General features: G+C 63.5%; 22 protein-coding genes and 1 pseudogene. 4 read left to right on the forward strand and 19 right to left on the reverse strand.

Annotated features, from left to right (window positions below; genetic code table 11):
- The first annotated feature begins 2 nt into the window (after nt 1-2).
- Nucleotides 3-2999, forward strand: coding sequence for an AAA family ATPase (locus tag RB548_RS08965; RefSeq protein ID WP_331374580.1), 2997 nt, complete (start codon nt 3-5; stop codon nt 2997-2999).
- Here the strand turns inward: RB548_RS08965 and RB548_RS08970 are convergent, their stop codons facing one another.
- The 7 genes from RB548_RS08970 to hemN form a co-directional block, all read right to left on the reverse strand.
- Complete coding sequence (locus RB548_RS08970) at nt 3000-3923, reverse strand: lipid A biosynthesis lauroyl acyltransferase (protein ID WP_331374581.1); 924 nt, start codon at nt 3921-3923, stop codon at nt 3000-3002.
- Between the two features lie 11 nt (nt 3924-3934).
- Nucleotides 3935-4963, reverse strand: a complete 1029-nt coding sequence (locus RB548_RS08975) for a zinc-binding dehydrogenase (RefSeq protein ID WP_331374582.1) — start codon at nt 4961-4963, stop codon at nt 3935-3937.
- Between the two features lie 229 nt (nt 4964-5192).
- Nucleotides 5193-6476: a beta-ketoacyl-ACP synthase gene (locus RB548_RS08980; RefSeq protein WP_331374583.1), complete on the reverse strand. Its 1284-nt coding sequence runs from the start codon at nt 6474-6476 to the stop codon at nt 5193-5195.
- Nucleotides 6477-6489: 13 nt separating this feature from the next.
- A complete protein-coding gene (locus RB548_RS08985) occupies nt 6490-7692 on the reverse strand; it encodes a beta-ketoacyl-ACP synthase (protein WP_331374584.1) in 1203 nt (400 codons plus the stop codon).
- Between the two features lie 2 nt (nt 7693-7694).
- A complete protein-coding gene (locus RB548_RS08990) occupies nt 7695-8171 on the reverse strand; it encodes a 3-hydroxyacyl-ACP dehydratase FabZ family protein (protein WP_331374585.1) in 477 nt (158 codons plus the stop codon).
- Between the two features lie 224 nt (nt 8172-8395).
- Complete coding sequence (locus RB548_RS08995; protein ID WP_010969581.1) at nt 8396-8683, reverse strand: acyl carrier protein; 288 nt, start codon at nt 8681-8683, stop codon at nt 8396-8398.
- Nucleotides 8684-8794: 111 nt separating this feature from the next.
- Nucleotides 8795-10144 (reverse strand): oxygen-independent coproporphyrinogen III oxidase, encoded by a 1350-nt coding sequence (hemN, locus tag RB548_RS09000; RefSeq protein ID WP_331374586.1) that lies wholly within the window; start codon nt 10142-10144, stop codon nt 8795-8797.
- 215 nt (nt 10145-10359) lie between these two features.
- Here hemN and RB548_RS09005 point away from each other — a divergent pair, with 215 nt between their 5' ends.
- Nucleotides 10360-11097, forward strand: a complete 738-nt coding sequence (locus RB548_RS09005) for a Crp/Fnr family transcriptional regulator (protein WP_331374587.1) — start codon at nt 10360-10362, stop codon at nt 11095-11097.
- A gap of 285 nt (nt 11098-11382) precedes the next feature.
- On the opposite strand, the gene cbiB is transcribed toward RB548_RS09005, so the two are convergent.
- From cbiB to RB548_RS09040, 7 genes are all read right to left on the reverse strand, one after another.
- Entirely contained in the window at nt 11383-12366 is a 984-nt protein-coding gene (gene cbiB, locus RB548_RS09010; protein ID WP_331374588.1) for an adenosylcobinamide-phosphate synthase CbiB, read from the reverse strand.
- Nucleotides 12367-13368 carry a threonine-phosphate decarboxylase CobD gene (cobD, locus tag RB548_RS09015; RefSeq protein WP_331374589.1) on the reverse strand — a complete coding sequence of 334 codons (1002 nt, stop codon included), beginning with the start codon at nt 13366-13368 and terminating at the stop codon, nt 12367-12369. It abuts the gene before it with no gap.
- A complete protein-coding gene (locus RB548_RS09020) occupies nt 13365-14669 on the reverse strand; it encodes a cobyrinate a,c-diamide synthase (protein ID WP_331374590.1) in 1305 nt (434 codons plus the stop codon). Before RB548_RS09020 ends, cobD begins: the two co-directional genes overlap by 4 nt.
- A complete protein-coding gene (cobA, locus tag RB548_RS09025) occupies nt 14666-15508 on the reverse strand; it encodes a uroporphyrinogen-III C-methyltransferase (protein WP_331374591.1) in 843 nt (280 codons plus the stop codon). The genes RB548_RS09020 and cobA overlap by 4 nt, the downstream gene beginning before the upstream one ends.
- A 136-nt stretch (nt 15509-15644) precedes the next feature.
- Nucleotides 15645-16100, reverse strand: a complete 456-nt coding sequence (locus tag RB548_RS09030) for a cobalamin biosynthesis protein (protein WP_331374592.1) — start codon at nt 16098-16100, stop codon at nt 15645-15647.
- Nucleotides 16101-16441: 341 nt separating this feature from the next.
- Nucleotides 16442-16720: a hypothetical protein gene (locus RB548_RS09035; RefSeq protein ID WP_331374593.1), complete on the reverse strand. Its 279-nt coding sequence runs from the start codon at nt 16718-16720 to the stop codon at nt 16442-16444.
- 202 nt (nt 16721-16922) lie between these two features.
- Nucleotides 16923-17198, reverse strand: coding sequence for a hypothetical protein (locus tag RB548_RS09040; protein ID WP_331374594.1), 276 nt, complete (start codon nt 17196-17198; stop codon nt 16923-16925).
- 439 nt (nt 17199-17637) lie between these two features.
- Between RB548_RS09040 and RB548_RS09045 the strand changes: the two genes are divergently transcribed.
- Together RB548_RS09045 and RB548_RS09050 are read left to right on the forward strand one after the other, a co-directional pair.
- Entirely contained in the window at nt 17638-17904 is a 267-nt protein-coding gene (locus RB548_RS09045) for a hypothetical protein (protein ID WP_331374595.1), read from the forward strand.
- 158 nt (nt 17905-18062) lie between these two features.
- Nucleotides 18063-18848, forward strand: a complete 786-nt coding sequence (locus RB548_RS09050) for a TSUP family transporter (protein ID WP_331374596.1) — start codon at nt 18063-18065, stop codon at nt 18846-18848.
- Between the two features lie 12 nt (nt 18849-18860).
- Here RB548_RS09050 and RB548_RS09055 read toward each other — a convergent pair.
- From RB548_RS09055 to cobU, 5 genes and pseudogenes are all read right to left on the reverse strand, one after another.
- Nucleotides 18861-19268: pseudogene (locus tag RB548_RS09055) on the reverse strand (EamA family transporter); the annotation flags it as partial.
- A gap of 118 nt (nt 19269-19386) precedes the next feature.
- The gene (gene cobO / locus RB548_RS09060) at nt 19387-20031 is read right to left on the reverse strand and encodes a cob(I)yrinic acid a,c-diamide adenosyltransferase (protein WP_331374597.1); all 645 of its coding nucleotides are present in this window, start codon (nt 20029-20031) and stop codon (nt 19387-19389) included.
- A gap of 12 nt (nt 20032-20043) precedes the next feature.
- Nucleotides 20044-24057, reverse strand: coding sequence for a cobaltochelatase subunit CobN (gene cobN, locus RB548_RS09065; RefSeq protein WP_331374598.1), 4014 nt, complete (start codon nt 24055-24057; stop codon nt 20044-20046).
- An 11-nt stretch (nt 24058-24068) separates the two neighbouring features.
- Nucleotides 24069-25133 (reverse strand): cobalamin biosynthesis protein CobW, encoded by a 1065-nt coding sequence (gene cobW, locus RB548_RS09070; RefSeq protein ID WP_331374599.1) that lies wholly within the window; start codon nt 25131-25133, stop codon nt 24069-24071.
- 3 nt (nt 25134-25136) lie between these two features.
- Nucleotides 25137-25664, reverse strand: a complete 528-nt coding sequence (gene cobU, locus RB548_RS09075; RefSeq protein ID WP_331374600.1) for a bifunctional adenosylcobinamide kinase/adenosylcobinamide-phosphate guanylyltransferase — start codon at nt 25662-25664, stop codon at nt 25137-25139.
- Nucleotides 25665-25947: the final 283 nt, after the last annotated feature.

Genomic DNA, 25947 nt, shown 5'->3' on the forward strand with positions numbered 1-25947 from the left:
TGATGGCACAAGGGTCCGTGGAGCCGTCCGACACGCCCTCGCAGCACCGGCAACTGACGGTGATGTTCGCCGATCTCGTCGGTTCGACCGCCCTCCTCGAGGAGCACGGGCCGGAGGCATTCAGCGATCTGCTGCGCATCTACCACAACCTCTGCACGGAGGCGACGCGGCTGCAGGACGGCACGGTGGCGAACTATCTGGGTGACGGCGTGATCAGCTACTTCGGCTATCCCCGCAGCACCGAGGACGATCCCTTGCGGGCCGTGCAGGCAGCGTGGACGATCCTGCAGAACCTCGATCAGCTCAATCGCAAACTGGCGGGCGCGCGGCTTGCGGCCCGGATAGGCATTGCGACCGGGCGCGTCATCATTCACCAGAAACCGGGCGATCATTACGGCGAGAACGTCGTCGGCGCCTGCCTGAACAAGGCGGCGCGTTTGCAGGTGCTTGCCTCGGCGAACACGGCGATCGTTTGCGCCGCCACGCGCAAGCTCGCAGGAAAGGCATTCGATTTCGAGGATCTCGGCCCACAGGACCTGAAGGGGTTCGAGCAGCCGGAAACTGTCTTCAGGCTGCGGCCGCGGCGGCGCAAGGGGCTCAGCCGTTTCGAGGCGTTGCGCGGCGAGCGCCGCACGCCACTCATCGGCCGCGACCGAGAACTCGCGCTGTTGCGCCAGAGAATGGCGCGCGCGGCCGGCGGCTCAGGTGGCGCCGCGGTACTCGTCGGCGAACCCGGCATTGGCAAGTCGCGACTGATCGACGCGCTCCGGCACGGCGAGGCACAGGAGAGCGTCCGCTATCTTTCCTTGCAGTGCTCACCCACCCATCAGTTTTCGTCGCTTCATCCGGTGAAGGACTATCTCGACTGGGTGTCCGGCGTGAACGCCGACGATCCGCGCGACGTGCGGCGTGACAAGCTTCGGCGGCTATTCCAATCGGCCTGGCAGACGGACGAGGAGCAGACTGCAGTGCTGATGGACGTCGTGGCGTCGAGCGGTCCGGAACAGGAGGCGAATGCCGATATCGGCATCCTGCTCAAGAGGCGCATGGCCTTCCAGATATTGTCGAAGAAGGTGTTCAGTACGGCGGTGCCCGGGCATCCGCTGCTGCTCGTCTTCGAGGATGTGCACTGGATCGACCCGACATCGGCGGAGTTCGTTGAAAATCTGGTGAGGAACGCCGCAAACCATGCCTGTACGGTGCTCAGCACGACGCGGCCGGAGGGTCCATTCGCCGGTCGATTGAACGCGCTCGGCGAGGTCGTGCCGCTGGAGCGACTGAGCGATGAGCAGTCCGTAGAACTGGCAAAGGCGACCGGCCTTGCTGCCGGCATGGACAATGAAACGCTCAATGTCATCGTCGAAAAGTCGGATGGCGTCCCGCTCTTCGTCGAGGAATATGCCTCGATGCTTGCGGAAAATCTCGGCGCGAGAGAGAAGGCCGAAGGCCCGGAGGAGCGGCGTGACGTACCCTTGACACTCGGGGGGCTTGTGCAGAACAAGCTGGACCGCCTCAATCCCCATGCCCAGAGGGTCGCAAGGATCGGCGCGACTGTCGGACGCGTCTTCGACCTGCAGCTGGTGCGCTCGCTGTCGGCCCTCGGTCGGACGACCTTCGACAAGGCGCTTGCCACCCTCGAAGCCGCCGACATCGCTCGCCGCGGCGCGGGATCTGCCAGTCAGCCGGCCGCGAGCTTCAAGCATGCCTTGGTGCAGGACGCCATATACGGATCGCTGAGCACTGCCGAGCGGCGCCGGCTGCACGGCCGCGTGGCCGATGCAATGCTTTCGGACAAGGGCGGGCGCCGGATCAACGCCGAGGTGCTGGCCGAACACCTGCTTGCTGCGGGGCGCAACCGGGAGTCGGCCGAGTGGCGCCTGACGGCAGCTATGGCCGCGGCCGGGGAAGGCAGCGCGGCGGAGGCGCTGGCGCATATCACCCGCGGTCTGGCAGCGACGGAGCTATTGCCGGCCGGCGGCGAGCGCGACGACCTCGAACTGCGGCTGCGGGCGATCGAAGGTCCGACGCTGATGGTTACCCGCGGTCCGGGTAGCCCAGCCTTCGGCGCCGCCCAGGCCCGCGCGCTGGACCTGCTGCGCGGCCGTGACAAGCCGGACAACCTGATCCCGGTCATCTACAACACCGCCCTGCATGACTGGGCCTGCGGCAGGCTTGCCGAGGCGGACCGGGTAACGGACGAGATTTTCGCGATATTGGAAGCCGAGCCATCGGACGCAGCCTACCTCGGAGCCCACACGATGCGCGGCCTCGTCGCCTGGCATCGCGGCGACAATCCGACGGCACTCGAACACCTGAGCGCCACCGTCGAGCGCTACGACCCGACGCTCCACCGCGAGTTCTACATGCGCTTCCTCAAGGAGTTCGGCGTCTTCGGCCGGTTCTATCTCGGCCTGACACACACCGTCATGGGCAATACCGCCGAGGGCGCGAAGCATGCAAAGGCGGCGCTCGAGCTCGCAAGGCTGGTCAAGCGCCCGCACGCCTACGGGTTCGCGCTGCTTGCCAACTTCGTCACCGCCATGCTGCGCGATGACGTACGCAGTGCGTCGCGCTACAGCGAGGAGAGCATCGAATTCGCGACCCAACAGGGCTTTCCCGAATTTGTCGCCATGTCGATGATCTGCCAGGGCTGGGCCAAGGTGAAACGGGGCGCCATCGACTCGGGGATCCATGAGATTGAGGAAGGCTCCGCCCTCTGGGCGATGACCGGATTCGAGAACTGGCAGGCCTATTTTGCAAGCATACTTGCCGACGCCTATGTGGCGGTCGGGCGTCTGAGCGATGCACGCGCGCTGCTCGACCGCCATGATGAACGGGTGGCGCGTTTTGGAGAGGCTCAGTTCGAGCCGCTGCTTGCAAAATCGCGGGCAACGCTCCTGTCTGCGGCAGGCGACGCCGAGGGCGCGGCTGCCTCCATGCGGGTCGCGCGGGACCGCGCGGTACGCAACAAGGCGGCTCTTTGGGCGAGCGAACGCTGATTAAAGACTGCGCTTGATGTTCCAGCGATCGTGATACCAGAGCCATTGGCCTGGATATTCACGGACCCAGCTTTCGACCTTGTCGTTCAGCATCTGCGCCGTCGCATTGACATCGACGCTGCCGTCCGTCCTGCGCGGGATCGTAATCGCCGGTTCGAGCTCCAGCCGGAATCGGCCGCCGGGCAAACGGATGCAGCGCGCCGGATAGACCTCGCAGTTGAACTGGCGGACGAGCTTGGCAAGCAGCGGATTGGTCTGCACATCCCTACCGAAGAACTTCGTCTTCAGCCCCTTGCGGAACTTCTGGTCGACCAGAACGCCAACCCCGCCGCCACGTTCGAGCTGACGGGCGAGCGCGAAGGAGGAACCGGCGTGGGAGGGCACGAGGTTACCCATCCGCGACTTGCGGAACTCAAACACCTTGTCCGCCATGTAGGGATTGTTCGGCGGGCGGAAGAGGACCGTGACCTCCAGCCCGAAGGCCGAGCCCGCAACAGGCAACATCTCGAAATTGCCGCTATGGGCGGTGAAGACGATGAAGGGCCGCGGATTGTCGCGCAGGTCCAGGAAGAGCGGAATGCCGGAGACCTCCACCCTGCCCGGCTCCGGCCGAAACGGATCGAAGTCGAAGAGCTGGTCGAGAAAGACGTATTCCGCCGCCATTCGGCCCATATTGCCCCAGCTGTCGAGCGCGATCTTCTGAAGCTCAGCCTCGCTCTTTTCCGGGAAGGCGTTGCGCAGATTGGTCAGCGTCAGCTTGTGACGTCCGGTCTTCGGACCGATCCAGCGGGCGACGCGGTCCATGAAGTTGATCGCCGTGTCCGGCGGAAAGAGCTTCAGCACCGTCAGCAGCAGGAACACGAACTGCGCAATCAGCCATTGCCGAAAATGGTTGGCGGCCAGCACCAGCCGTGTGATCACCATCCGCACGATGTTCAGTCCATCCGCAGGATGATCTTGCCGAATACCTGACGCGATTCCATTCGCTCCAGGGCGCGGTCGATGTCGCTGAAGCCGACTTCCGTATCGATCACCGGATGCACGAGCCCGCGGCCCATCTTCTGCATCGCGTTCGCCATGTTCTCCATGCGGCAGCCGAAGGAGCCGAGCAGCTTCAACTGCTGCTGGAAGAGCATCATCAGGTTCATGTCGGTGGAAACGCCGGAGGTCGAGCCGCAGGTGACGAGACGCCCTCCCCGCTTCATCGACAGCATGGAACCTGCCCAGGTGTCCTTGCCGACATGTTCGAAGACGACGTCGACGCCCTTCTTCTTGGTGAGCTTGCGCACCACTCCCTCGAAACGGTCGGTGCGGTAGTTGATGACATGATCGGCGCCGAGCGCCTTCGCCCTCTCGATCTTGTCATCCGAGCCGACCGTGGTGATGACCGTGCAGCCGATCTTCTTGGCAAGCTGGATCGCAGCCGTGCCGATGCCGGAACCTCCGGCATGGACGAGGATCGTTTCGCCCGGTTCGAGCTTGGCGTTGTCGAAGAGCATGTGCTCGACCGTGCCGAAGGTGACCGGCGCCAGCGCCGCACCGACAGCGTCGACGCCCGGAGGCGCTGGGACGAGAAGACGCGCCGGCAAGTTCACCAGTTCCTGCGCGAAACCGTCGAGGTGGAAGCCGTGCACGCCGCCCACGTGTTCGCAGAGGTTGTCGCGCCCCTCGCGGCAGGGGCGGCAGAGCCCGCAGGTGCGCGCGCCGTAGATCGAAACGAGCTGTCCGGGCAGGACATTGGCAACGCCGGGGCCGATGCTCTCGACCACGCCCGACGCTTCCGCGCCGATCACCAGCGGCATCTTGCGCTTGGCAAAGGCCATGCCGCGCCAGCCCCAGACGTCGATGTGGTTGAGCGCGACGGCCTTGACGCGAAGCGTGACTTCACCGGGACCCGGCGTTTCCGGCTCCGGGAGGTCTGTGATTTCAAGCTTGCGGTCATCGAGCAGTTGCAGGGCGCGCATGATCTTTCCTTCAGATATTTTGTTATCGAGCGGCTAGGTCGCTACCCCCTCTGGCCGGCAGGCCATCTCCCCCACAAGGGGGGGAGAATGCAAGCGGCCTGCCCCTCGCTCCGACTGAAACCTTTCCGCAAGCGGGACGTTCGCTGGAGGCGCAAAGGGCGCTACATCTATTCTCCCCCCTTGTGGGGGAGATGGCCGGCAGGCCGGAGGGGGCATTTCGCTGCCATCCTCAAGCCGGCTCGGCGGTCATGACAAGGCTGGCATTCTGACCGCCGAAGCCGAAGGAGTTCGACAGCACGGCAGTGACCTGCTGGCTGCGCTTCACGTTCGGCACGACATCGAGAACGATAGCCGGATCGGGATTCTGGTAGTTGATGGTCGGCGGCAGCGTGCCGGTCAGCATCGTCTGGAGCGAGAAGACCGCCTCGACCGCACCGGCCGCCGTCAGCGTATGGCCGATCATCGACTTGTTCGACGAAACCGGGATTGTCGGCAGCCGGTCGCCGAAGACGGACGACATCGACAAATATTCCATCTTGTCGTTCTCCGGTGTCGAGGTGCCGTGGGCATTGATGTACCCGATGCCGCTCTCGTCGATGCCGGCGTCCTCGAGCGCGGCGCGGATCGTCGCGATCGCCGGGCCGCCATCCGGCGACGAGCGCGTGCGGTGGAAGAGGTCGGCCTTTTCGCCGCAACCCTTGAGGATGCCGTAGATGCGCGCTCCGCGTGCGATTGCCGCCTCCAGCGATTCAAGTACCAGTGTTGCAGAACCTTCCGCAATGACGAAGCCGTCGCGATCCTTCGTGAAAGGCTTCGAAGCCTTTTCCGGCGGATCGTTCTGGGTCGAAAGCGCCGAGAGCAGCGAGAAGCGGATCAGTGCCTCGGCACTGACCGAGCCGTCGGTCGCGACCGTCAAGGCGCGATCGGTACGGCCCTGGCGGATCGCCTCGACACCAAGCTGGATCGCCGTCGCACCGGAAGCGCAAGCCGTCGAAAGGGTGACCGGCAGGCCGCGTGTACCGAAGCGGTCGGCAAGGCGCTCCGAGATCGAGCCGAAGAGCACGGCCTCGTGAAACACCGGATCCGCCTTCTGACGCATTGCGGCGAGGAAGCGGTTGTAGGCGTCGCCCGGGCGCTCGGACGGCGGTGAACGGTCGGCAAGCTCGAAGCGTGCACTCCACTCAGGCTCGATCGGCGGAGCAGCCAGGAACAGCGGACCGTTGAAATCGCCGGAAAGACCGGCCTGCGCCAAGGCCTCCAGCGTTGTTTCCCGCGCCATCGCATAGGAGCGCTCGACCGCATTTTCGGCCGGCAACTCGATGAAATCGACCGTCCCGCTGATGCGGGTCGAAAGCCCCTCGGTCGGGAAGCGGGTGATTTTGTGGATGCCGGAAACGCCGCCGGAAAGCGCCGCCCAGTTGTCTTCGAGCCCTTGGCCCAGCGAGGTGATGACGCCCATGCCGGTAACGGCGACGATCGGGCGGCCGAGATGATCCGTATATGCCTTGCTCATGGTTCGAGCCCCCTTATTCCGCAGAAAGCACGGCGACGCCTTCGCCGCGGGCGTGGCCGATCGTCGTGACGATCGCCGTCCTGGCCGGTGCCGTCATCGCGGCTTCAGCATCGGGATCGAAGGGCGGGACTTTTGCCGCGTGGCCGAGAGAGAGCGCCGCAAGCGCCAGGCCCACCGGAAACTGTGCCTCGATGCCATGCCCGACGAGACCGCCATAAGCGCGAACCGGTCGACCGGAGAGTTCCGTTTCAAGAAATGCCTTCTCACGGCGGGTAAGATCGTGGAAACCCGAGGTTCCGGAAAAGACGACGGTCGATTGCGGCTCGAACGCGGCCGCCGGCGCCGCGAGATCGGCAAGACGTGCCTCGAGCCGCCCATCCTGGCGGCTGCCGCGATCGCCGCCGACCGCCTCGATCGAGGCATAGATGCGGGCGCCGCGCGCCTCGGCATATTGGCGCGATTCGAGCACAAGGAAGGCGCCGACCGAACCGAGGATCAGGCCGCCGCCGTCCTCCGGCTTGCGCGACCAGATGGGATGCCAGTCGCCAACCGTGCAGCCCTGGATGGCTTCGATCAGCAGGATGATATCGATTCGCTCGGCCGAAAACGCGCCGCCGACGAGCGTGTGGCTCGACTGGCCGGCCTTGATGCGGGCGAAGGCGGTTTCGAAGGCCGAAATGCCGGCGGCCTCCTCGCCCATGAATGTGCGTGAAGAGCCCGTCACCTTGTGGACGATGGAAATATTACCGGCGAGCAGGTTGGAAAGCTGGGCCAGGAAGAGCGTCGGACGCAGTTCCGTCGTCAGCTTCTCGTTCAGGAGCTGCTCGCGGTCGTTGCGCTTCAGGCCTTCGTCCACGATCAGCGAGTCGACGTTGATGTCGCGCTCGCCGCCGCCGGCGGCCACAATCATGTCCATGCTGCCGCAGGCTTCAAGATTGTCTTTCAGACCTGCGTCGTCGAGCGCCAAACCGGCGGCAAAGACGCCGAGGCGCTGCCAGTTTTCCATCTGCCGCTGGTCGCCACGCTTGGCGATCTGCTGGGACCAGTCGATTTCCGGCAGCGGATGAACCGGATAGGGCGCGAAACGTTCGGTCTCGACGCGCACTTTCGGCGGTTCGGCGGCGCTCAAGAGCGCCACATGCGGCTCGACGCCCACCCCCTGGCTCGTCACGATGCCGACGCCGGTGATCACCACGTCGTTTGCGGATTTCGTCATCTTCACTTCTCCGAACCGGCCGTCGCGGCCATCAGTCCCAGCTCCTCGGCGCGTTTGCGTACGATATCGCCGAGCGGCACCTGGTCGAACGGCATCGTCCTCAGCTTCAACTGGGCATCGCATATCTTCTTGCCGCCCGACGCGATCTTCGCCTTCGTTACGGCAAAGCCAGATCCTTCATGCTCCAGCACGGCCTCGATCTCAAGCTCGGTAGAAGGCTCTACGAAAGTGCGCATCTTGGCGCCGTCGACCGACATCAGGAACGGCATCGCCGCGAATTTCGTCGCGGCCAGTACGAGGAATCCGGAGGCCTGCGCCATGGTCTCGATCAGGAGCACACCCGGAACCAATGGATAACCCGGAAAATGCCCCTCGAACACGGGGCTCTTTTCCGGAACGACGGACCGTGCCGTCAAGCGGCCCGCCGCAAGATCCACCGTTTCGACGCGGTCGATCATCTGGAAATATTCAAGGAGCATGAAGGCTGGTCCCCGTTTGGTTTCGGGCTCAAGTAAAAACGCCGATGCCGCCTGTCAAGCGCGGGACGCGACAGGCGGCATCGTGAAACGGGTCGAACCGCGTCAGCGGAAGCTCGATCAGGTTCTAGATCACGTGATTTTGGTTTGAAAAACCAAAATCGTAAACGTGATCGATTCCGACAAAGTAAAGCGGAATGCGGGAGGAAACCGCTTCACACTTTTCCTCATCCCGCTTTGGCAGCCCGAAGTTCGTCGATCTTCGCACAGAGGTTCTTCAGCACGAAGTATTCTTCGGTCGAAACCTTGCCTTCGTTGACTTCCTGGGTCCACTGCTCAAGCGGGATCTTGATCCCGAATTCCTTGTCGATCGCAAAAACGATGTCTAGGAAGTCCAGGCTGTCGATGCCGAGATCATCGATCGTGTGGCTTTCCGGCTTGATCGTCTCGCGATCGATCTCGCTGGTTTCCGCAATAATATCGGCGACCTTGTCGAATGTTGCTGTCACGCGCATACCTCATGAAAATCGAGTCTTGGCGATCCCTATAGAAAAATGCACGGCAAAAGCCAATGCCTCTTGGCTTTTGCCATGCCGATTGCTTTGGCGATTCAAAAAACGGTGTTGCTAAACGGCGACCGAATGGCGGCCGCGGCCGTTCGAAAGATGGGCGTCGAAGGCGGCCGCAACCGAGCGGGCGAAGGGCCGACCACGCGCCGTCAGCTTGAAAACGCCGGCCTCAATCGTCGAAAGGCGATCGCCATCGCGCGCACGGAAAAGCCGTGCCTCCTCGATGACCAGTGCGGCTAGCGCCGGGAATTCCGCGTCGATGCGCTCGAAGGAGAAAGCGAACTCGCACATGACGAGCGAGATCACCCGCGCCCGCAACCGATCCTCGGGCGTGAGCGCATAGCCGCGGACCGCGGCAAGGCCGCCCTGCTCCACCCGGCGCAGATATTCCCCGGTCGCCGGCATGTTCTGCATATAGCCCTCGCGGAACTGGCCGATCGCCGAAGCCCCAAGGCCGATCAGCGTTTCTGCCGCGTCATCGGTGTAACCCTGGAAATTCCGTCGCAAGCGCCCTTCCCGACTGGCAACGGCGAGCGTGTCGGAGGGCCGCGCGAAATGGTCGATGCCGATCGCCTCGTAACCGGCCGCGACGAGCATCTCCGCTGCACGCGCCATCTGGGCGTAGCGGGCGACAACATCCGGCAGGCATTCCTCCGGGATCATCTGCTGATGCTTCTTCATCCACGGCACATGGGCATAGCCGAACAGCGCGACGCGGTCGGGGCCGAGGGACAGCACCGCGTCGATGGTTCGCTTAAGCGTTTCCATCGTTTGATGCGGCAGACCGTAAAGCACATCGCAATTCACGGAACGCACGCCGCGCGCCCGCGACGACTCGATCGCGTCGCGCGTCTGCTCATAGGTCTGGATGCGATTGATGGCCTTCTGCACGACCGGATCGAAATCCTGGATGCCGAAGCTCGCCCGGGTCATGCCGATCGCCGCCAGCGCATCGTGGCGCGCCTCGTCGAGGTCGTTCGGGTCGATCTCGACGCTGATCTCGCAATCCTCGGAAAAGGTGAAATGCCGCGACAACTGGCTCTTCAGCGCGATCAGATCGTCCGGCCGGACGAGCGTCGGCGAGCCGCCGCCAAGGTGCAAGGCAGAGACCGGCGCACCGCCTGTCACCCGTCGACCGATCGCCTCGATCTCTCGATGCAGGCCCACCAAATAGGCGGTCACAGGATCATAACGCAGAGTCTGCTTCGTGTGACAGGCGCAGAACCAGCAGAGCCGGTCGCAATAGGGAATATGTGCGTAAAGCGACAGGCCCTCACCCTCGCCGATCGCGCCAAGCCAACTCCCGTATTCCGCATTGCCGATCACTTCGGAAAAGTGTGGCGCGGTCGGATAGCTGGTATATCGCGGCACCGGCGCCGCATACTTCAGAACGAGTGCGTCTTCCATCTTTCTCTCCAGGCTGGTCACGGAGAGATAAGGGAGCGTCGCGCGGCCGCCTTTGATTTTGATCAAGTGAGCCGCAAAACCGCCCGCAAATTGACAATTCGCAATTTTGTCTGAGACATAGTTTCGCGGTTCAGGAGTTGGCACCCGTCAACTCTTGCTTTGCGCGCGTCAATCCTTTCTTGTTCTTTTGGCACACAAAGCGGGGAACGGAAGAATTGCAAATCGTGAGCGAACAAAGCCGCAAGGACATTCATAATTCGGAGATTCCGGTCGTCTGCGCCGCCTGCGAGGCGCGCCACGGCGGCGTCTGCAGCACACTCACGCCGAGCCAGTTGACCGAACTCAGCCGCCATTCGACACGCCGGCGCGTCGATCCGGGCAGCGAGATGGTCGGCCAGGGCGAAACGACAAACAACTATGCGAACATCATTCGCGGCGTGGTGAAACTCAGCAAGATGCTCTCCGACGGCCGCCAGCAGATCGTCGGCCTGCAGTTCGCGCCCGACTTCATGGGCCGGCCCTTCACCCGCGAAAGTGCGCTGAGCGCCGAGGCGGCAACCGGTATCGATATCTGCGCTTTCCCGCGTGCCGTTGTCGAGCGTCTGGTCGCGGAAGTCCCGGGCCTCGAGCACCGGCTGCACGAGCAGGCTCTCAAGGAGCTCGACGAGGCACGCGACTGGATGCTGACGCTCGGCCGCAAGACCGCGCAGGAAAAGGTCGCGAGCTTTCTCTACCTCATCGCCACCCACATCGATCCCGAGCATGGCCGTGCGAGCGAATTCGACCTACCACTCTCTCGCGCCGATATCGCCGACTATCTCGGCCTCACCATCGAAACGGTGAGCCGCCAGATCACCAAGCTGCGCAAGGACGGGGTGATCCTCGTCGAGAACAGCCGCCGCGTTGTCGTGCCCGACATCGACCGGCTGACGCGCTTCGCCGGAATGGATTAATGCAACGGCACCGCCTTGCATCGCAGTCAGCTTCTATCTGACGACGCCTGCCGTAGCCAAACGCGGATCATCGAGAAGAATTGCGTCCGGTGCAATCGTTCGCAGCCTTTCAAGGCCTTCCTGATCGACCTGACCGACAGGAAACGGCGGATATTCGGCACGAGGGATCGTCCGCGGTTGACCAACCATCACGGCAAGACGCATGCCCGCATTACGCACGGCGGCAGCGCGTTCGGCCGTCGCATCACCCTGCCACAGCCTAAACCAGCTTGCGCCCGCTGAAACTTAGAACAACGACGCGACCAAAGCCGCGACGCCAAAGACGAGCGTCATCGCCGAGCAGGCGCCATAAAAAACGGAAACGGCGTCATCGATGTCTTCAGGTGTCGCGATCGATCTGCCGGGCTCGTTGATCATCGGCTCGTCGACCTTCACGCCGGCATAGGTCCGCGGCCCGGCAAGCTGGATATTCAAGGCCCCCGCCATCGCAGCCTCGGGCCAACCGGAATTCGGCGACCGATGGAGACCGTGGTCGCGCCGTGCCACATCGATCGCAGTTCTCGCCTCCTCCGCACCCTGTTTGAAATAGGCCCCGGCGGCTACCAGCAGGATCGAAATGCGCGCCGCCGGCAGGTTGGCAAGGTCGTCCAGCCGTGCCGCGGTCCAGCCGAAATGCAGATATTTCGGGCTCTTGTGACCGATCATCGAGTCGGCCGTATTCAGCATCTTGTAGGCGAACAGACCCGGAAGCCCGGCGATTGCGTACCAGAAGGCGGGAGCCACAACGCCATCGGAGAAATTTTCCGCGAGGCTTTCGATGGCGGCCCGGCAGACGCCCGGCTCGTCGAGCGTCTTCGGATCGCGGCCGACGATCATCGATACGGCCGCCCTGCCGCCTTCAAGCCCGTCTTGACGCAGGGCCTGCGCCACGTGCCTCACGTGATCGGCGAGGCTCTTCTGTGCAAGGAAGACGGCAACGACGATGGCTTCCAGCAGGAAGCCGATGGCGCCCAGCACATCGAAAAGGCGATGAAAAACGACGCCAACCGCGATGCTTGCCGCGAGCAGGAGCAGGATCGCCGCCAGCCCCCTCACCTTCAGGGCGAGCGCCCCCGCGCTGCCGCGATTGAGTACCTCGTCGAGAAGCCCGATGGCCTTGCCAAAAAAGACGACCGGATGCGTCACGCGCTCCCAGAGCCAGTCGGGATCGCCGACCAGACGATCGATAACCAGTGCAACAACGAGGATGAGGAAAATTTCAACAGTCAATTACACACCTGTCCGCTGCAAAGCCTCGGCAAGCCGCCGATCGCCGTTTTCGTCCGGGGTGAGTCCGATCCTGAGCCAACGCGGATCGTAGTCGAACTTGCGTGTCAGGATGCGCGCTTCGCAAAGCGCGGTGTGAAGGTGGCATGCCCGCTCGTTCTCGACCAGCGCGAAAAGACCCGTGCCGCCCGCGATTTTCAGGCCGGCTGCTCTGAGTACCGTATCGAGCCCGGCCTTGCGCAAGGCGATCCCTCTCGCGGTTGCCTCAGTGTCGCCTTCCATGAGCTTTGCCGAAACGGCGAGTGCCGGGCCGGAAACCGCCCAGGGACCGAGCCATTCGCGGAACGCTGCAAGCACAGAAGGACGAGCGATGACGAAGCCGAGCCTCAGGCCTGCAAGCCCAAAGAACTTGCCGAAGGAGCGGAACACCAGGAGATTGTCGGAGGTCGCTGCATAGCGGGCAACGCTGGCACCCGGCTCAAGATCACCGAAGGCCTCGTCGACCACCAGCAAGCCGCCATGCGCATTCATGGCCTCCGCCATGGCAAGGATTTCGTCAGGGGAGAAGAGCCGCCCGGTCGGGTTGTTGGGATTGACGACCACCGCGAGGCCGTGGGCGGCGGCAAGATCGTCGGCGCGCCGGACGGGATCGACCGCGACGCCGGCGGCAGAAAGCACGCGAGCGTATTCGCCATAGGTCGGCGCGAAAACGGCGGCACGTCTCCCGGCTTCGACCAGACGCGGCAGCAACTGGATCGCGGCCTGGGTGCCGGGTACCGGCAGGGGCATGGCATCACCGGTTCCATAGTAGCGGCTCGCGGCGAGACGGGCCGCCTCCTCGACGTTCCGGTCCGGGAGGCGATGCCAGACGCTGGGATCGATCACCGGCAATGAAACCGGGCACGGGTTGATGCCGGTCGAAAGGTCGAGCCATTCGGCCGGCGCACCGCCGAAACGCTCGGCGGCCTCGGTGATCCCGCCGCCATGAAGGATGGGAGCGGTCATTGTCTGCCCGAGAGATCGATGAGATGCATGAAGGAACCGGCGACATTCCGGCGCCTGAGGCCCACCTTGCCGAGATCGTTGCCCGCGGCGTCGTGGGCCGCAAAGAGCGGTTCGGCCGCCCCTTCGGAGACAATGGTCGCGTAGTGGAACTCGTGCGCCGTCATCGGTCCATCGAAAAATGCGTTGTCGAGCGGCGCGACGCGCCGGTAGCCGAGGTGCCGCTTGCGTTCAGCAAAACTGGTCACCAGCGGCAGAAGGCCAAGCATTTCGTAACGCCTGCCATCCGCGGCGACAAGCCCCTCGCCGAGCGTCATGTAGCCGCCGCACTCGCCGAAGATGCGCACGCCCGCCTCCGCCGCACCTTGCATTGCCTTGCGGAAATGCGTCGCCCCGGCAAGTTTTTCGCCATGCAATTCGGGATAGCCACCCGGGAGATAGATCGCGTCTGCGGCGCTCACCGGTGCTTCATCCGCAAGCGGCGAAAAGAAGGAAACTTCCGCACCCTGCCTGCGCCAACCGGCAACGAGATGCGCATAGCAGAAAGCGAAGGCGACGTCGCGGGCGATAGCGATTCGCTGGCCGAGCGGCTTCAGCGCGGCAACGCTGGGCTCGGCCGGCGGTTGCGATGAGGGCGTTGTGACGGCCAGGATGGCGTCGAGATCGCACTTCGCCTCGATGAGCGTCGCGGCATAGTCGATGAAGGATTCAAGGCTGCCGTGTTCGCCCGCTTGCACGAGGCCTAGGTGACGCTCCGGCAGCTTCAGCGAGCTGTCCTGCCGCAGGACGCCAAAAATCGCCACGCCGGAACGGTCGAGCGCATCGCGCAGCATGAGCTCGTGGCGATCGCTGCCAACCTTGTTGAGGATGACGCCGACGACGCGGATGTCGTCGCGGTAGTCGGCGTAACCGCGCACCAGCGCAGCAACCGAATGGGACAGGCGGGCACAATCGACCACGAGAATCACAGCGAGTCCGAGCGTCGCGGCGAGATCCGCCGGCGCGCCCGTGCCGTCGACGGCGCCGTCGTGAAGCCCCATCATCGCCTCGACGACAAGCGTGCGACCGGCTGCCACCGCCTGTTCGGCATTGGCGACGAGTAGTTCGGGGCGCATCGCCCAAGGGTCATAGTTGAAACACGGTTCACCGCTTGCGGCGGTGTGGAAGGCAGGATCGATATAGTCAGGCCCGGCCTTGCCGGGTGCGATGGCGATGCCGCGCCGCCTTAGCGCCCGCATCAGCCCAAGCGTCACCATGGTCTTGCCCGAGCCGGAGCTCGGGGCGGCAATCAGAAGACCGCTCATGCGCGATCCCGCAGAGCACGGTTCGCAAAGGGATCCGACGCCAGCACGCGCCCATCGCGTGCCCCGAGCCAGTCGAGTGCCGCGCGTAGGCGAACGACCTCGCCGACGACAACGATTGCCGGCGGCTCGAGGCCGGAGGCCGCGACATCGGCTTCGGCGCGCGAAAGAGTCGTCTCCAGCACCACCTGCTCTGGTGTCGCGGCATTGCAGACGAAGGCAACCGGCTCCTCCGGCGAGCGGCCGCCGGCGATGAGATTGGTAGCAATCTGGCCGATATGTTTCATCGCCATGTACATGACGATCACCGGCGAGCCCTTGGCGATGCCCTCCCAGTTGATTCGGTCCGGCACGACACCGGAGGAATCGTGCCCGGTCAGGAAGGTCACGGCATGGTTGACCTCGCGATGCGTCACCGGAATACCGGCATAGGCAAGGCCGCCGATGCCGGCGGTGATGCCCGGTACGATGCGGAACGGAATGCGATGTTCCACGAGCGTCAAGGCTTCCTCGCCGCCCCGACCGAAGACGAACGGATCGCCGCCCTTGAGGCGGAGCACGCGGTTTCCGGCGCGTGCCAGTTCGACAAGGCGCAGCGAGATATCGCGCTGCTTCGGGGAAGGTTTGCCGCCACGCTTTCCGGCATATTCGAGGGCGGCACCGGGCTTTGCGAGCTTCAGGCAATCGCCGTTCACCAGTGCATCATGGACGATGACGTCGGCCTGACGCAGCGCATTGGCGGCATGCAACGTCAAAAGACCGGGATCGCCCGGCCCGGCGCCGACCAGCCAGACGGAACCGGGTTCGAGTTCGGGTAGACCGGCAAAAATTGCATCCGTCATGGCATGATCCTTGAGGTCTCACGGGACAGCAGACCTGCTTCAACCTGCGAGGCAGGTAATTCACTTTGATAGAAATCGGCGACAGAGCATTGAATCTGCTCTTCAAACGAAATATGCCGACAAACCGAGAAAGCCATCAGGCGGCCCCCGCACGCTTCGTGCGAATAGCGGCACCTCCGGTTGCGCGTGCGGGACCGGCGATCGCCGCTGTCGCGCGGGCCGAGCGGATTTTTGGCACGATCAACACCGCATACTGGCCTGCGCCGGCAAGTGCTGCGCCTTCCGCCACGCCGTGGCAGCCGGTATGCGCAAAGACGATGTCCGACGGGTTCTGCAGTCGCCCGGTTTCCGCCTCCAGCGTCGAGGCGTCGAAGAAGCGCAGCGGCACGGAAAAATGACGCGCAGCGGCATGGATTGCCGGCTCTTCAATACGGGCGTCGAGCGAAGCGACCAAATCGATGTCACCCTTTCCGAGACCAGCTTCTGAAAGTGCCTGCTCCGCAAGCGCAATCACTTCCTCGGACGCGGCGTTTCGTTCGCAGCCGAGGCCGAGTACAAGATTGGTGACAGTTGGTCCGTTGACCGAAGGCATATGCTGTGCGGCTCCCCCGCAGCCCCGCGCATCCGCCTCGATACGCACGCTGCTCTGTGATTTGCTGCACAGCTTCCGGAAACCTCCGGATGCCGGCAGCGGTCGGCGTTCCATACGAAGCGCCGGCCTGGGCAGACAGCCGCACCGGTCTGGACAGCACCGGATCAGGCCCCCTGTATGGGTCGGCCGCACCGGACGCTCTTACAGTCCGCTCGAAGCAGACGCCGTCGCATGATTGTCATTTTTACCGGAGCCCATCAGGGCGGTCAAACCAGATCGCGCCATCGGGGTGTCGTAAACGGCGCGGGGTCGAACTCGTTCCGCTCAGTCCATCCCTTTGTTCAGAAGTTCGCTGCGATATTGTGCTGTGCGCAGATGATCCGGGCCTTCAACGAAGATAGGAAGGGATCATCGGCGATACGCCGCAGACGTGACGCGCCGCGGCTTTCGCGCACCACCAGCGACGAGTTGCCCTTGGAGAATACCTCCTTTGGGATGCGGAACAGGTCGCCTGAGGCCTCGTCCACATAGCAGCCGGGCTGGGTGATGTCGGCCCAGTCGATTTCTGGAAGGGTTCTGCGGCGCCGGCTTTCGATCGATTGATTAACAGTTCTTGCCATGAGTTCCTCCGAATTTTGACTTCAGGGCCTGCGGACAAACCCCTTGTCATCGCGATACCGGGCGTTTCAAGTGCACTAGGAGGGGGCATTCGTAATGCCCGGTACAGTCAAGCTCATCGCCCCATGAAGCATCCACAAACACCCTGGGATCTATGCGCTTGGCGCCGGCACGGCTCGCCGACGCCGCCCTGAATTCAAGCCCTCAGAAGTTCGGCTCGATATTGTGCTGAGCGCACAGGAGCCGAGCCTTCAACGAAGACATGAAGGGATCCGTGCTCAACTGACGCAGACGAGACGCCCCGCTGCTTTCCCTCACCACCATAGGAGAGCCGCCAGCGATGAGAGCCTCCGCCGGTATGCGGAACAGGTCGCCCGATGACTCGTCGACGTAGCAACCGGCTTCCTTGACATCCTCCCAATTGATCTCTGGAAGGGTCTTACGATGTTGGGCTTCAATGGATTGACTTGCTTGTGCCATGTCACATCTCCATGCTTGATGTGCAGGTCACACCCGTTGACAGAGAAACGCTCCGGTCACCGCGGCACACCGCCGCCGCCCGGCTTTCTCATGCAGACCGATCGTTTTGCTGATGATCATGTTTCGAGTGATCAGGAGTTCAACGTGAGGCCCCGGGCAGACCACTACTGTTTTATTATACTCCTCCATTAGCGCTAAAATGTGGCTGTGGCAGCAGAATGCAGGCGCATTTTTCAGCAACTGCCTATTGCAACAGCAACACAGTGCAAAATTTAATCATATTGAATTACTTTTGGCACATAGGCGCCGAAAATCGTCGAAAATTCAATGTTGGCCCTGTCTGAGTCGATTGGCACGGCAGTTGCCTGACATCCTGCAGATGTTGCCGGGTCGGTCAGGCCCAGTAGCGGCAGGTCGGGCAGAAGAAGGTAAGGCAAATATGGCGGAATACATAGTCGGCCGCGAAACTGTAGCGCGCGTTACGCCTGAAATCTGGTTGGGACAATACTGGTACTCGGTCAGGACATTACGTGGCGAAGACACGGGCCTCACGCGGGCGCGGGCGGGCGAATTCCTGCGCAACCAGGCGCTGGGCAACCCGAGCCAGGTATTCCGCCGCCGATGCTGGCTTGCCATGGAGGAACACGGCATTAGTGGCATGGACGCAGACAACGACGTCGATTTGAACTACAACCGGAGGGAATAGCCGCCGGTCGTGCGCTGCCGGGATGCGGCGGCGAGGAGAACCATATAGCCGGCATGCTCCTCTTCTGTCGAAGTCTCAAATCCTGTCTTTGCATTTCCCGCCAAGCTCTGGCACAAGGCAGAAACAATTCCGCTGCCACTCCGCTTACTGAGCCTCCCGTGCACGACCTCGCCCTCCACATCCTGCTCTTCCTCTTTGCCGCCGCCTTCATTGCCGGGTTCATCGATTCGATCGCCGGCGGCGGGGGAATGATCACCATTCCCGCCATGCTGATCGCGGGCATTCCGCCGCTCGAAACGCTCGGCACCAACAAGCTGCAATCGCTCTTCGGTTCCGGCTCTGCGAGCCTCGCCTATGCCCGGCATGGGCACGTGAGCCTGAAGGAGCAGCTGCCGATGGCGGCAATGGCGGCGCTTGGCTCCGTCTTCGGCGCCCTGCTCGCCACGGTCGTTCCCGCGGACGCGCTCAAGGCCGTTTTGCCCTTCCTGCTGATCGCAATCGCCGTCTATTTCGGCTGCAAGCCCAACATCGGCGACGTCGAAAGACATCACCGTATCTCGAGACTTGCCTTCACGCTCACCTTCGTGCCGCTCATCGGCTTCTATGACGGCGTCTTCGGTCCCGGGACCGGCTCCTTCTTCATGCTCGGCTTCGTCACGCTCGGCGGCTTCGGCATCATCAAGGCGACCGCCCACACGAAGTTCCTGAATTTCGGCTCCAATCTCGGCGCCTTCTTCGTTTTTCTTGCCTATGGCGTGGTGCTCTGGAAGGTCGGCCTGACGATGGGCGCGGGCCAGTTCCTCGGCGCGCAGGTCGGCTCGCGTTTTGCGATGGCGAAGGGCGCGAAGATCATCAAGCCGCTGCTCGTCATCGTTTCGATCGCGCTGGCAATCCGGCTGCTCGCTGACCCGGCCCACCCGCTCAGGATCTGGCTGGGCATGTGACGGCGGCCCTAAAAAAAACGCCAGCAGCAAAGCGCCGGCGGCGATCAGGCCGACGCCGAGCCAATTCATCAGGTTGAGCTTCTCACCCAGAAATAGCACGCCGAACATCGCGACGAAGACGATCGAGAGCTTGTCGATCGGGGCTACGCGAGCGGCGTCGCCGAGTTTCAGCGCCCGGAAATAGGCAAGCCATGAGGCGCCGGTGGCAAGGCCGGAAAGCGCGAGGAAAAGCCAGGTGCGCCCGGAAATTTCGGCCGGCCTTTGCCACTGTCCGGTCGCAGCGACGGTCGCGACCAGCACCGCAAGGATGACGACCGTGCGGACGAGCGTCGCGAAGTCGGAATTGACATTGGCGACCCCTACTTTGGCAAAAATGGCAGTGAGCGCCGCGAAAACCGCTGAAAGCAACGCGCGCCGCATGTTTCCTTAGATCGGAACCGATTTAAGGAGAAGATCATGCAGCAATTCAAAGTGCTACAGCGACCTTTGCGCGTCTGAAGAGGACGCGCGGCGCTGTAGAACTGCCAGCTTTGCATCGTCAGAATTCGATGCCCTTCTGTGCCTTGATGCCGGAGCGGAACGGATGCTTGACGAGTTCCATCTCGGTCACCAGATCGGCGATCTCGATCAGATCTTCCTTGGCGTTGCGGCCGGTAAGCACCACATGCGTCATATGCGGCTTCTCTTCTTTCAGAAAGCGCACGACCTCCGCGACATCGATGTAGTCGTATCGCAGAGCGATGTTGATCTCGTCGAGCAGCACCATGGAGTTGCGCTCGTCGCGGATCAGTTCCTTGGCCTTTTCCCAGGCTTTCTCGGCCGTCGCCACGTCGCGGGCGCGGTCCTGCGTCTCCCAGGTGAAGCCCTCGCCGAGCGTGTAGAACTGGCAGAGATCGCCGAAATGCTTCTCGATCAGGTCACGCTCGCCGGTCTGCATGGCACCCTTGATGAACTGCACGACAGCGCAGGGCATGCCGTGGGCAATGTGGCGGAAGATCATGCCGAAGCCGGCGGTCGACTTGCCCTTGCCCTTGCCGGTGTGGACGATGATCAGGCCCTTTTCGTCGGTCTTCGTCGCCATGATCTTTTCGCGCGCGGTCTTCTTCTTCGCCATCTTCATGGCGTGGCGGGCTTCGTCCTTTTCCGGCCCGGCTTCGCCGCTGGTTGCCGTTTCGTCGCTCATGGTGATCTCTCCCTATTCGTTTCCAGCGCGTAGCCGACGGGCGGCAGCGTCACCGGACAGGCTGTTCAATTCAAAACGCGCGGAGTTGGAGCGCGGATTCCAGAGGCCGCGATCGAGCGCTTCCAGGAAACGTTCCGACATTTCGGCAAGCGCGGCCGGGTTCTTGTCGCGCAGGAAATCGAGGACCTTCTCGTCGGCGATGAATGCCTGGTAGGCGGCCTCGAAGTGGTGGTCGCGCACCGCACCGGTGGTTGCGGCGAAGGCGAACATGTAGTCGACGGTCGCTGCGATTTCGAAGGCGCCCTTGTAGCCGTGGCGCATGACGCCATCGATCCACTTCGGGTTGACGACGCGGGCGCGCACCACGCGGCCGATCTCCTCTTCCAGCGAGCGGATCATCGGCTTTTCGGGGCGCGAATGGTCGTTGTGGTAAATCGCCGGGCGCTGGCCGGCGAGGTGCTCCGCCGCAGCACTCATGCCACCCTCGAACTGGTAATAGTCGTCGCTGTCGAGCAGATCGTGTTCGCGATTGTCCTGGTTCTGAACCACCGCTTCGATGGTTCGCAGCCGCTCCTCGAACAGTCCGCGCTCGGCCTTGCCGTCCTCGCCGGCACCATAGGCATAGCCGCCCCAGGTGAGATAGGCTTCAGCAAGATCGCCGCGCCTGTCCCAGCCCTTCTCGTCGATCAGCGCCTGCAGGCCCGCGCCATAGGCACCTGGCTTGGCGCCGAAGGCGCGATAGGAGGCGCGCCGCGCGGCCTCCTTCGGCTCCACGCCCTTCTCCTCGAGTCGCCTCGTCTCGGCACGCATGCGCGCGGCGATCATGTTGTCGGCGTCGTCCTCGTCCAAGGCCCCAACGGCGCGGATCGCCTTGTCGAAGAGCGCGATCTGTTCCGGAAAAGCGTCGCGGAAGAAGCCGGAGATCCGCAGAGTGACATCGACGCGCGGACGACCGAGCAGCGCAAGCGGCACGATCTCGTAGCCGGTGACGCGACGCGAGGCCATGTCCCAGACCGGCTTGGCGCCGATCAGCGCCAGCGCCTGGGCGATGTCGTCACCGCCGGTGCGCATGTTGGAGGTGCCCCAAGCGGTGAGCCCGAAGGAGGATGGCCATTCGCCGTGGTCTTGCAGATAGCGGCGGATGAGCAGCTCGGCAGATTTCTTGCCAAGCTCGTAGGCCGCCGGCGTCGGTACCGCCCGGCTGTCGACGGAATAGAAATTGCGGCCGGTTGGCAGCACGTCGGGACGGCCGCGCGTCGGCGCGCCGGATGGACCGGGGGCCACGAAACGACCGTCGAGCCCGGTAAGCAGGCCTTTGATTTCCGCCTCCCCGGAGCCTTCGATCGAGGGTTTTAGTCGAGTGTCGATCTCGTCGAGCACAGCGCGCGTCGAGCTCCAATCCGCCGGGCAGGCCATTTCGCCGGACACCAGTTTCGCGGCGAGAAGTTCGATGCGCTCGACCGTATCGCCGGCGGTGCGCCAGGGTGCCTCCGAAATGGCGGCGAGAAGCGCGGGCCTCGAGTCTATCCACGGCGCGGACATGACGCAGTCGAGCGGGTCGAAGGGTCGTGCCGGGTGAGAAACCCCTAATCCCAAATCCGCTGCAATCGCCCGCTGCAAGCTCTGGTCACCGCCCTCGCCCAAGCCGCGCGGCACCCGCGCCAGTGCCACGGTGAGGTCGGTCAGCAAACGCCCCTCCGGCGCAACGCCGAAAATATGCAGCCCGTCGCGGATCTGCATTTCCTTCAAATCGCAGAGATAGGCGTCGAGCTTTTCCAGCGCCTTGTCGTCGCTGTCGGCCTTTTCGATGCCGGCATCGTGATCGAGGCCGATGTCGCGGACGAGGTCGAGGATCTGCCGGCTGAGGAGCCTGAGCCGTCGCGGGTCGCCGCCGGCCGCCTCGTAATATTCGTCGACCAGCGCCTCCAGGTCCTTGAGCGGCCCATAGGACTCCGCCCGCGTCAAAGGCGGTGTCAGATGGTCGATGATAACGGCGCTGGTGCGGCGCTTGGCCTGCGTACCCTCGCCCGGATCGTTGACGATGAAGGGATAGAGATGCGGTGTCGGGCCGAATACGACCTCCGGGTAGCAGGTTTCCGAAAGCGCCAGAGCCTTGCCGGGCAGCCATTCGAGATTGCCGTGCTTGCCCATGTGGACGATCGCGTCGGCTTTGAAGACCTGCCGCAGGAAGGCATAGAAGGCGAGATAACCGTGCGGCGGAACGAGGTCCGGCGCGTGATAGGTTTCCTTCGGATCGATGCTGTAGCCGCGGGCCGGCTGGATGCCGACGAGGACGTTGCCGAAGCGCGCGAGCGGCAGCGCGAAGAGGCCGTCGAGGAAGAACGGATCGGCTTCGGGGTCACCCCAGCGCGCCGTCACCTCTTCCTGAATCTGCTGTGGAAGAGAACCCAGGAAATCCTTGTATTGCGCGAGCGGAATGACCTCACGGATTTCCCGGTCGCCGCTTGCCGCATTGGTCGGCCCGGCCATCAGGAAGCGCATCAGCGCGTCGCCGTCCTCGGGAAAACCGTCAATGGGATAACCCTCCGCGGCCATCGCCTTCAGCACCTCGATGGTGCCTGCCGGCGTATCGAGTCCGACGCCGTTGCCGAGGCGCCCGTCGCGGTTCGGATAATTGGCCATGACGATGGCTACGCGCCGCTCCTCGGGTTTTGCCCGGCGTAACTGCACCCAGTTGGCGGCAAGCCGCGCGGCAAAGCGGACGCGATCGGCAAGTGGTTCGTGCCCGACGATGTTGGCTTCCACCGCCGGATCATAGACGGACGCCGCCTTGAAGGAGACGGCGCGAGAGAGAATGCGGCCGTCCACCTCCGGCAGTGCGACGTTCATGCCGAGATCGCGCGCCATCAGCCCTTGCGGCGAAGCCTCCCAGGCGGCGCGCGAGGAGCCGGAAAAGATAACTTGCAGCACCGGCGCGCCGGTCGATTCGAGCACCGTCGGCTGGCGGTCGGCACCGGGCGCGGAAACCGCAAAGCCGGTGGCGTTCATCACTACGTCCGGCGCGGCTTCAGCGAAGATCGCCTGCAGCGTGCCGATCGAGACCTGATCCTTGAGGCTCGAGACGAACACCGGAAGCACCCGCATGCCTTCGGCTGCAAGCGCCTCGATCAAGGCTTCGACGGGTTTGGCTTCGCCGCTCTGGACGAGAGCGCGGTAGAAGCAGATGGCGACGGTGGGCGCGGCTTCCTTCTTCTCCTCCGCCGTGCTCGCCGCACCCCCCTCTGTCCTGCCGGACATCTCCCCCACAAGGGGGGAGATCACGGAGGCAACCGCCTGCGTTTCGGCGACTACTGGGTTGGAGAGCTGCCCAGCAGACGGAGTCACTTCTGAGGGAGCTTGAGGAACGGGGCCTGGCCGCGAGTCAATCTCCCCCCTTGTGGGGGAGATGCCCGGCAGGGCAGAGGGGGGTATCTCGTCGCCACCGGCAAGACGCTGCCACTCGCCGATCCCGATCACCCCCGCGCCCGGCCACCAGATGCCGGCCTTCAGAAGCGGCCGCGCCGGCTGTGGCTTCTCGCCGCCGGAAATCAAAGCTTCGGCATAATCGAGGAAGAGCCCTGCATTGTCGGCGCCGCCCTCGGTGAAATATGCCCAGAGGCGCTTGCGGTCCTCCGCAGACACCGTGGAAAACGGGTCGAGGCCCGGATCAGGCTTGTCGTCGCCGGGGAGCACCGCGATCTGGAATTTGTTCGCAATCGCTGCCGCATGCAGCGCCTCGAGCACGTAACGGAAATAGCTGGCGCCGCCGAGCGGGCGCACGACGATCAGCTTCGCATGCCGCGCCGTGCGCTCGACATAGGTGTCGACCGACATCGGATGCATCAGGTTCATCAGGCTGGCGATGCGCAGCGTTCTCGCCCCCGTCCGCCGGCCATACGCCGCCGCGATCGAGGCAAGCTCGGTGTCGGCGGCCGAGAGGAACAGGATGTCGGCCGGGCTCTGCCCGAGATCGATCGCCTCGTTACCATCGGCGATCGTGCCTTTCTGGGCGAGAAGCAGATGCATTTTCTATCCGATCACAGCAGCGCCGAGATCGCTGCGCGAACCGCCGCCTCGTCCATGTCGTGCAGGCCGATGACGACAAGGCGCGTGCCGCGTGGCTCGCCAGCCGCCCAGGCCCGGTCGTAATACTGATCGATGCGGCTGCCGACCGCCTGGATCAGAAGGCGCATCGGCTTGCCGGGGACATCGGCGAAGCCTTTGAGGCGCAGCACGTCGTGCTCGGCGATCACGCCCTTCAGCCGATCGATGAAGGCGGCGGGATCGCTGATCGCGCCGAGCTCGACGACAAAGCTGTCGAATTCGTCGTGGTCGTGCTCATCGCCGGCCTCGTGCTCCATTTCGTGATGCGACTTGCGGTTGGCGATCTCGCCCTCGGTGCCGACGCCAAGACCGAGCAGGATGGCGGCGGCCACCTCGCCGTTCTTCGCCTCGATCATCGTCGGCTTGCGGCTGATGCGCGAAGCCACTTCGTCGCGAACGGACTTGAGGCCCGAGGCGTCGATCAGGTCGGTCTTGTTGAGGACGATGAGGTCGGCGGCGGTCAACTGGTCCTCGAAAAGCTCTTCGAGCGGGCTTTCATGGTCCAGGTTGTCGTCGTTGACGCGGAGCGCATCGACCTTGTCGTGGTCGTCCGCAAAGCGGCCGGCGGCAACCGCGGCGCTGTCGACGACGGTTACGACGCCGTCGACCGTCACTTCGCTGCGGATGTCCGGCCAGTTAAAGGCGGCGACCAGCGGCTGCGGCAGGGCAAGGCCGGAGGTCTCGATCACGATGTGGTCGGGCCGGTTCTCGCGTTCGAGCAGCTTCGTCATGGTCGGGATGAAATCATCGGCGACCGTGCAGCAGATGCAGCCGTTGGTGAGTTCGATGATGTCGTCCTCCGTGCAGGCCTCCGCGCCGCAGCCCTTCAGCACATCGCCGTCGACACCAAGATCGCCGAACTCGTTGATGATCAGCGCAATGCGCTTGCCGTCGGCATTCTGCAACAGGTTGCGGATCATCGTCGTCTTGCCGGCACCGAGAAAGCCGGTGATGACTGTGGCCGGGATCTTGCCGTGGTGGGCCTTGGCGAGTGTCATGGATCAACCCTTCATTTTCAGCGGCAATCCGGCCGCGACAAAGTAGACTTCGGCGGATTTCTCCGCAACGATCTGGTGGAGGCGGCCGGCGTGGTCGCGAAACTCGCGCGCCATCCGGTTTTCCGGAACGATGCCAAGACCGACCTCATTGGAAACGAAGATGAGGCGCGCCCGCGCCTCGGGCAGGAAAGCGGCGAGCGCCGCGAATTCCGCGGTTATGTCGCGCTCTTCCATCATCAGGTTGGTGACCCAAAGCGTCAGGCAATCGATGAGGATCGCGCAAGCCGGGTCGTCGATGCGGCGAAGCAAGCCGACGAGATTGAAAGGCTCCTCATGCGTCGTCCAGCCCTTGCCGCGCCGCGTGTCCTGGTGGTGGCGGATACGATCGCGCATCTCGTCGTCCCAGGCTCGGCCCGTGGCGGCGTAATGCAACGGCAGTCCGGAGGCTTCGGCGAGCTTTTCCGCGAAGGAGGATTTGCCGGATCGGGCGCCGCCGAGGACGAGGATCGGTCCGGCATTGGGAATGGTCATTCGGCCGGCCTCAGTTCACTGAAGGCTTCAACCGGAAATGGGCGGGCAACGCGCTTGTCGCACGTTCAAAAGACAGTTTGTAAGCCACGACAACCTCCGTGCTGGCATCGGGGAACGGTCCCCCTTCGGGCGGAATGCCCTGACGGACGGCAGGTCTCCTGGCTCACGGCGTCACGACCTTCAGGAGATTGCGTTCAAACGATCGCTGAACACAAGCTGCTGAAAGCCGAACGGGCCCGCCTCGCCTTCCCGGCATTTTCGACATCATGAAAGGCGGACGATT

This window comes from Sinorhizobium chiapasense, assembly GCF_036488675.1.
Classification (GTDB): domain Bacteria; phylum Pseudomonadota; class Alphaproteobacteria; order Rhizobiales; family Rhizobiaceae; genus Sinorhizobium; species Sinorhizobium chiapasense.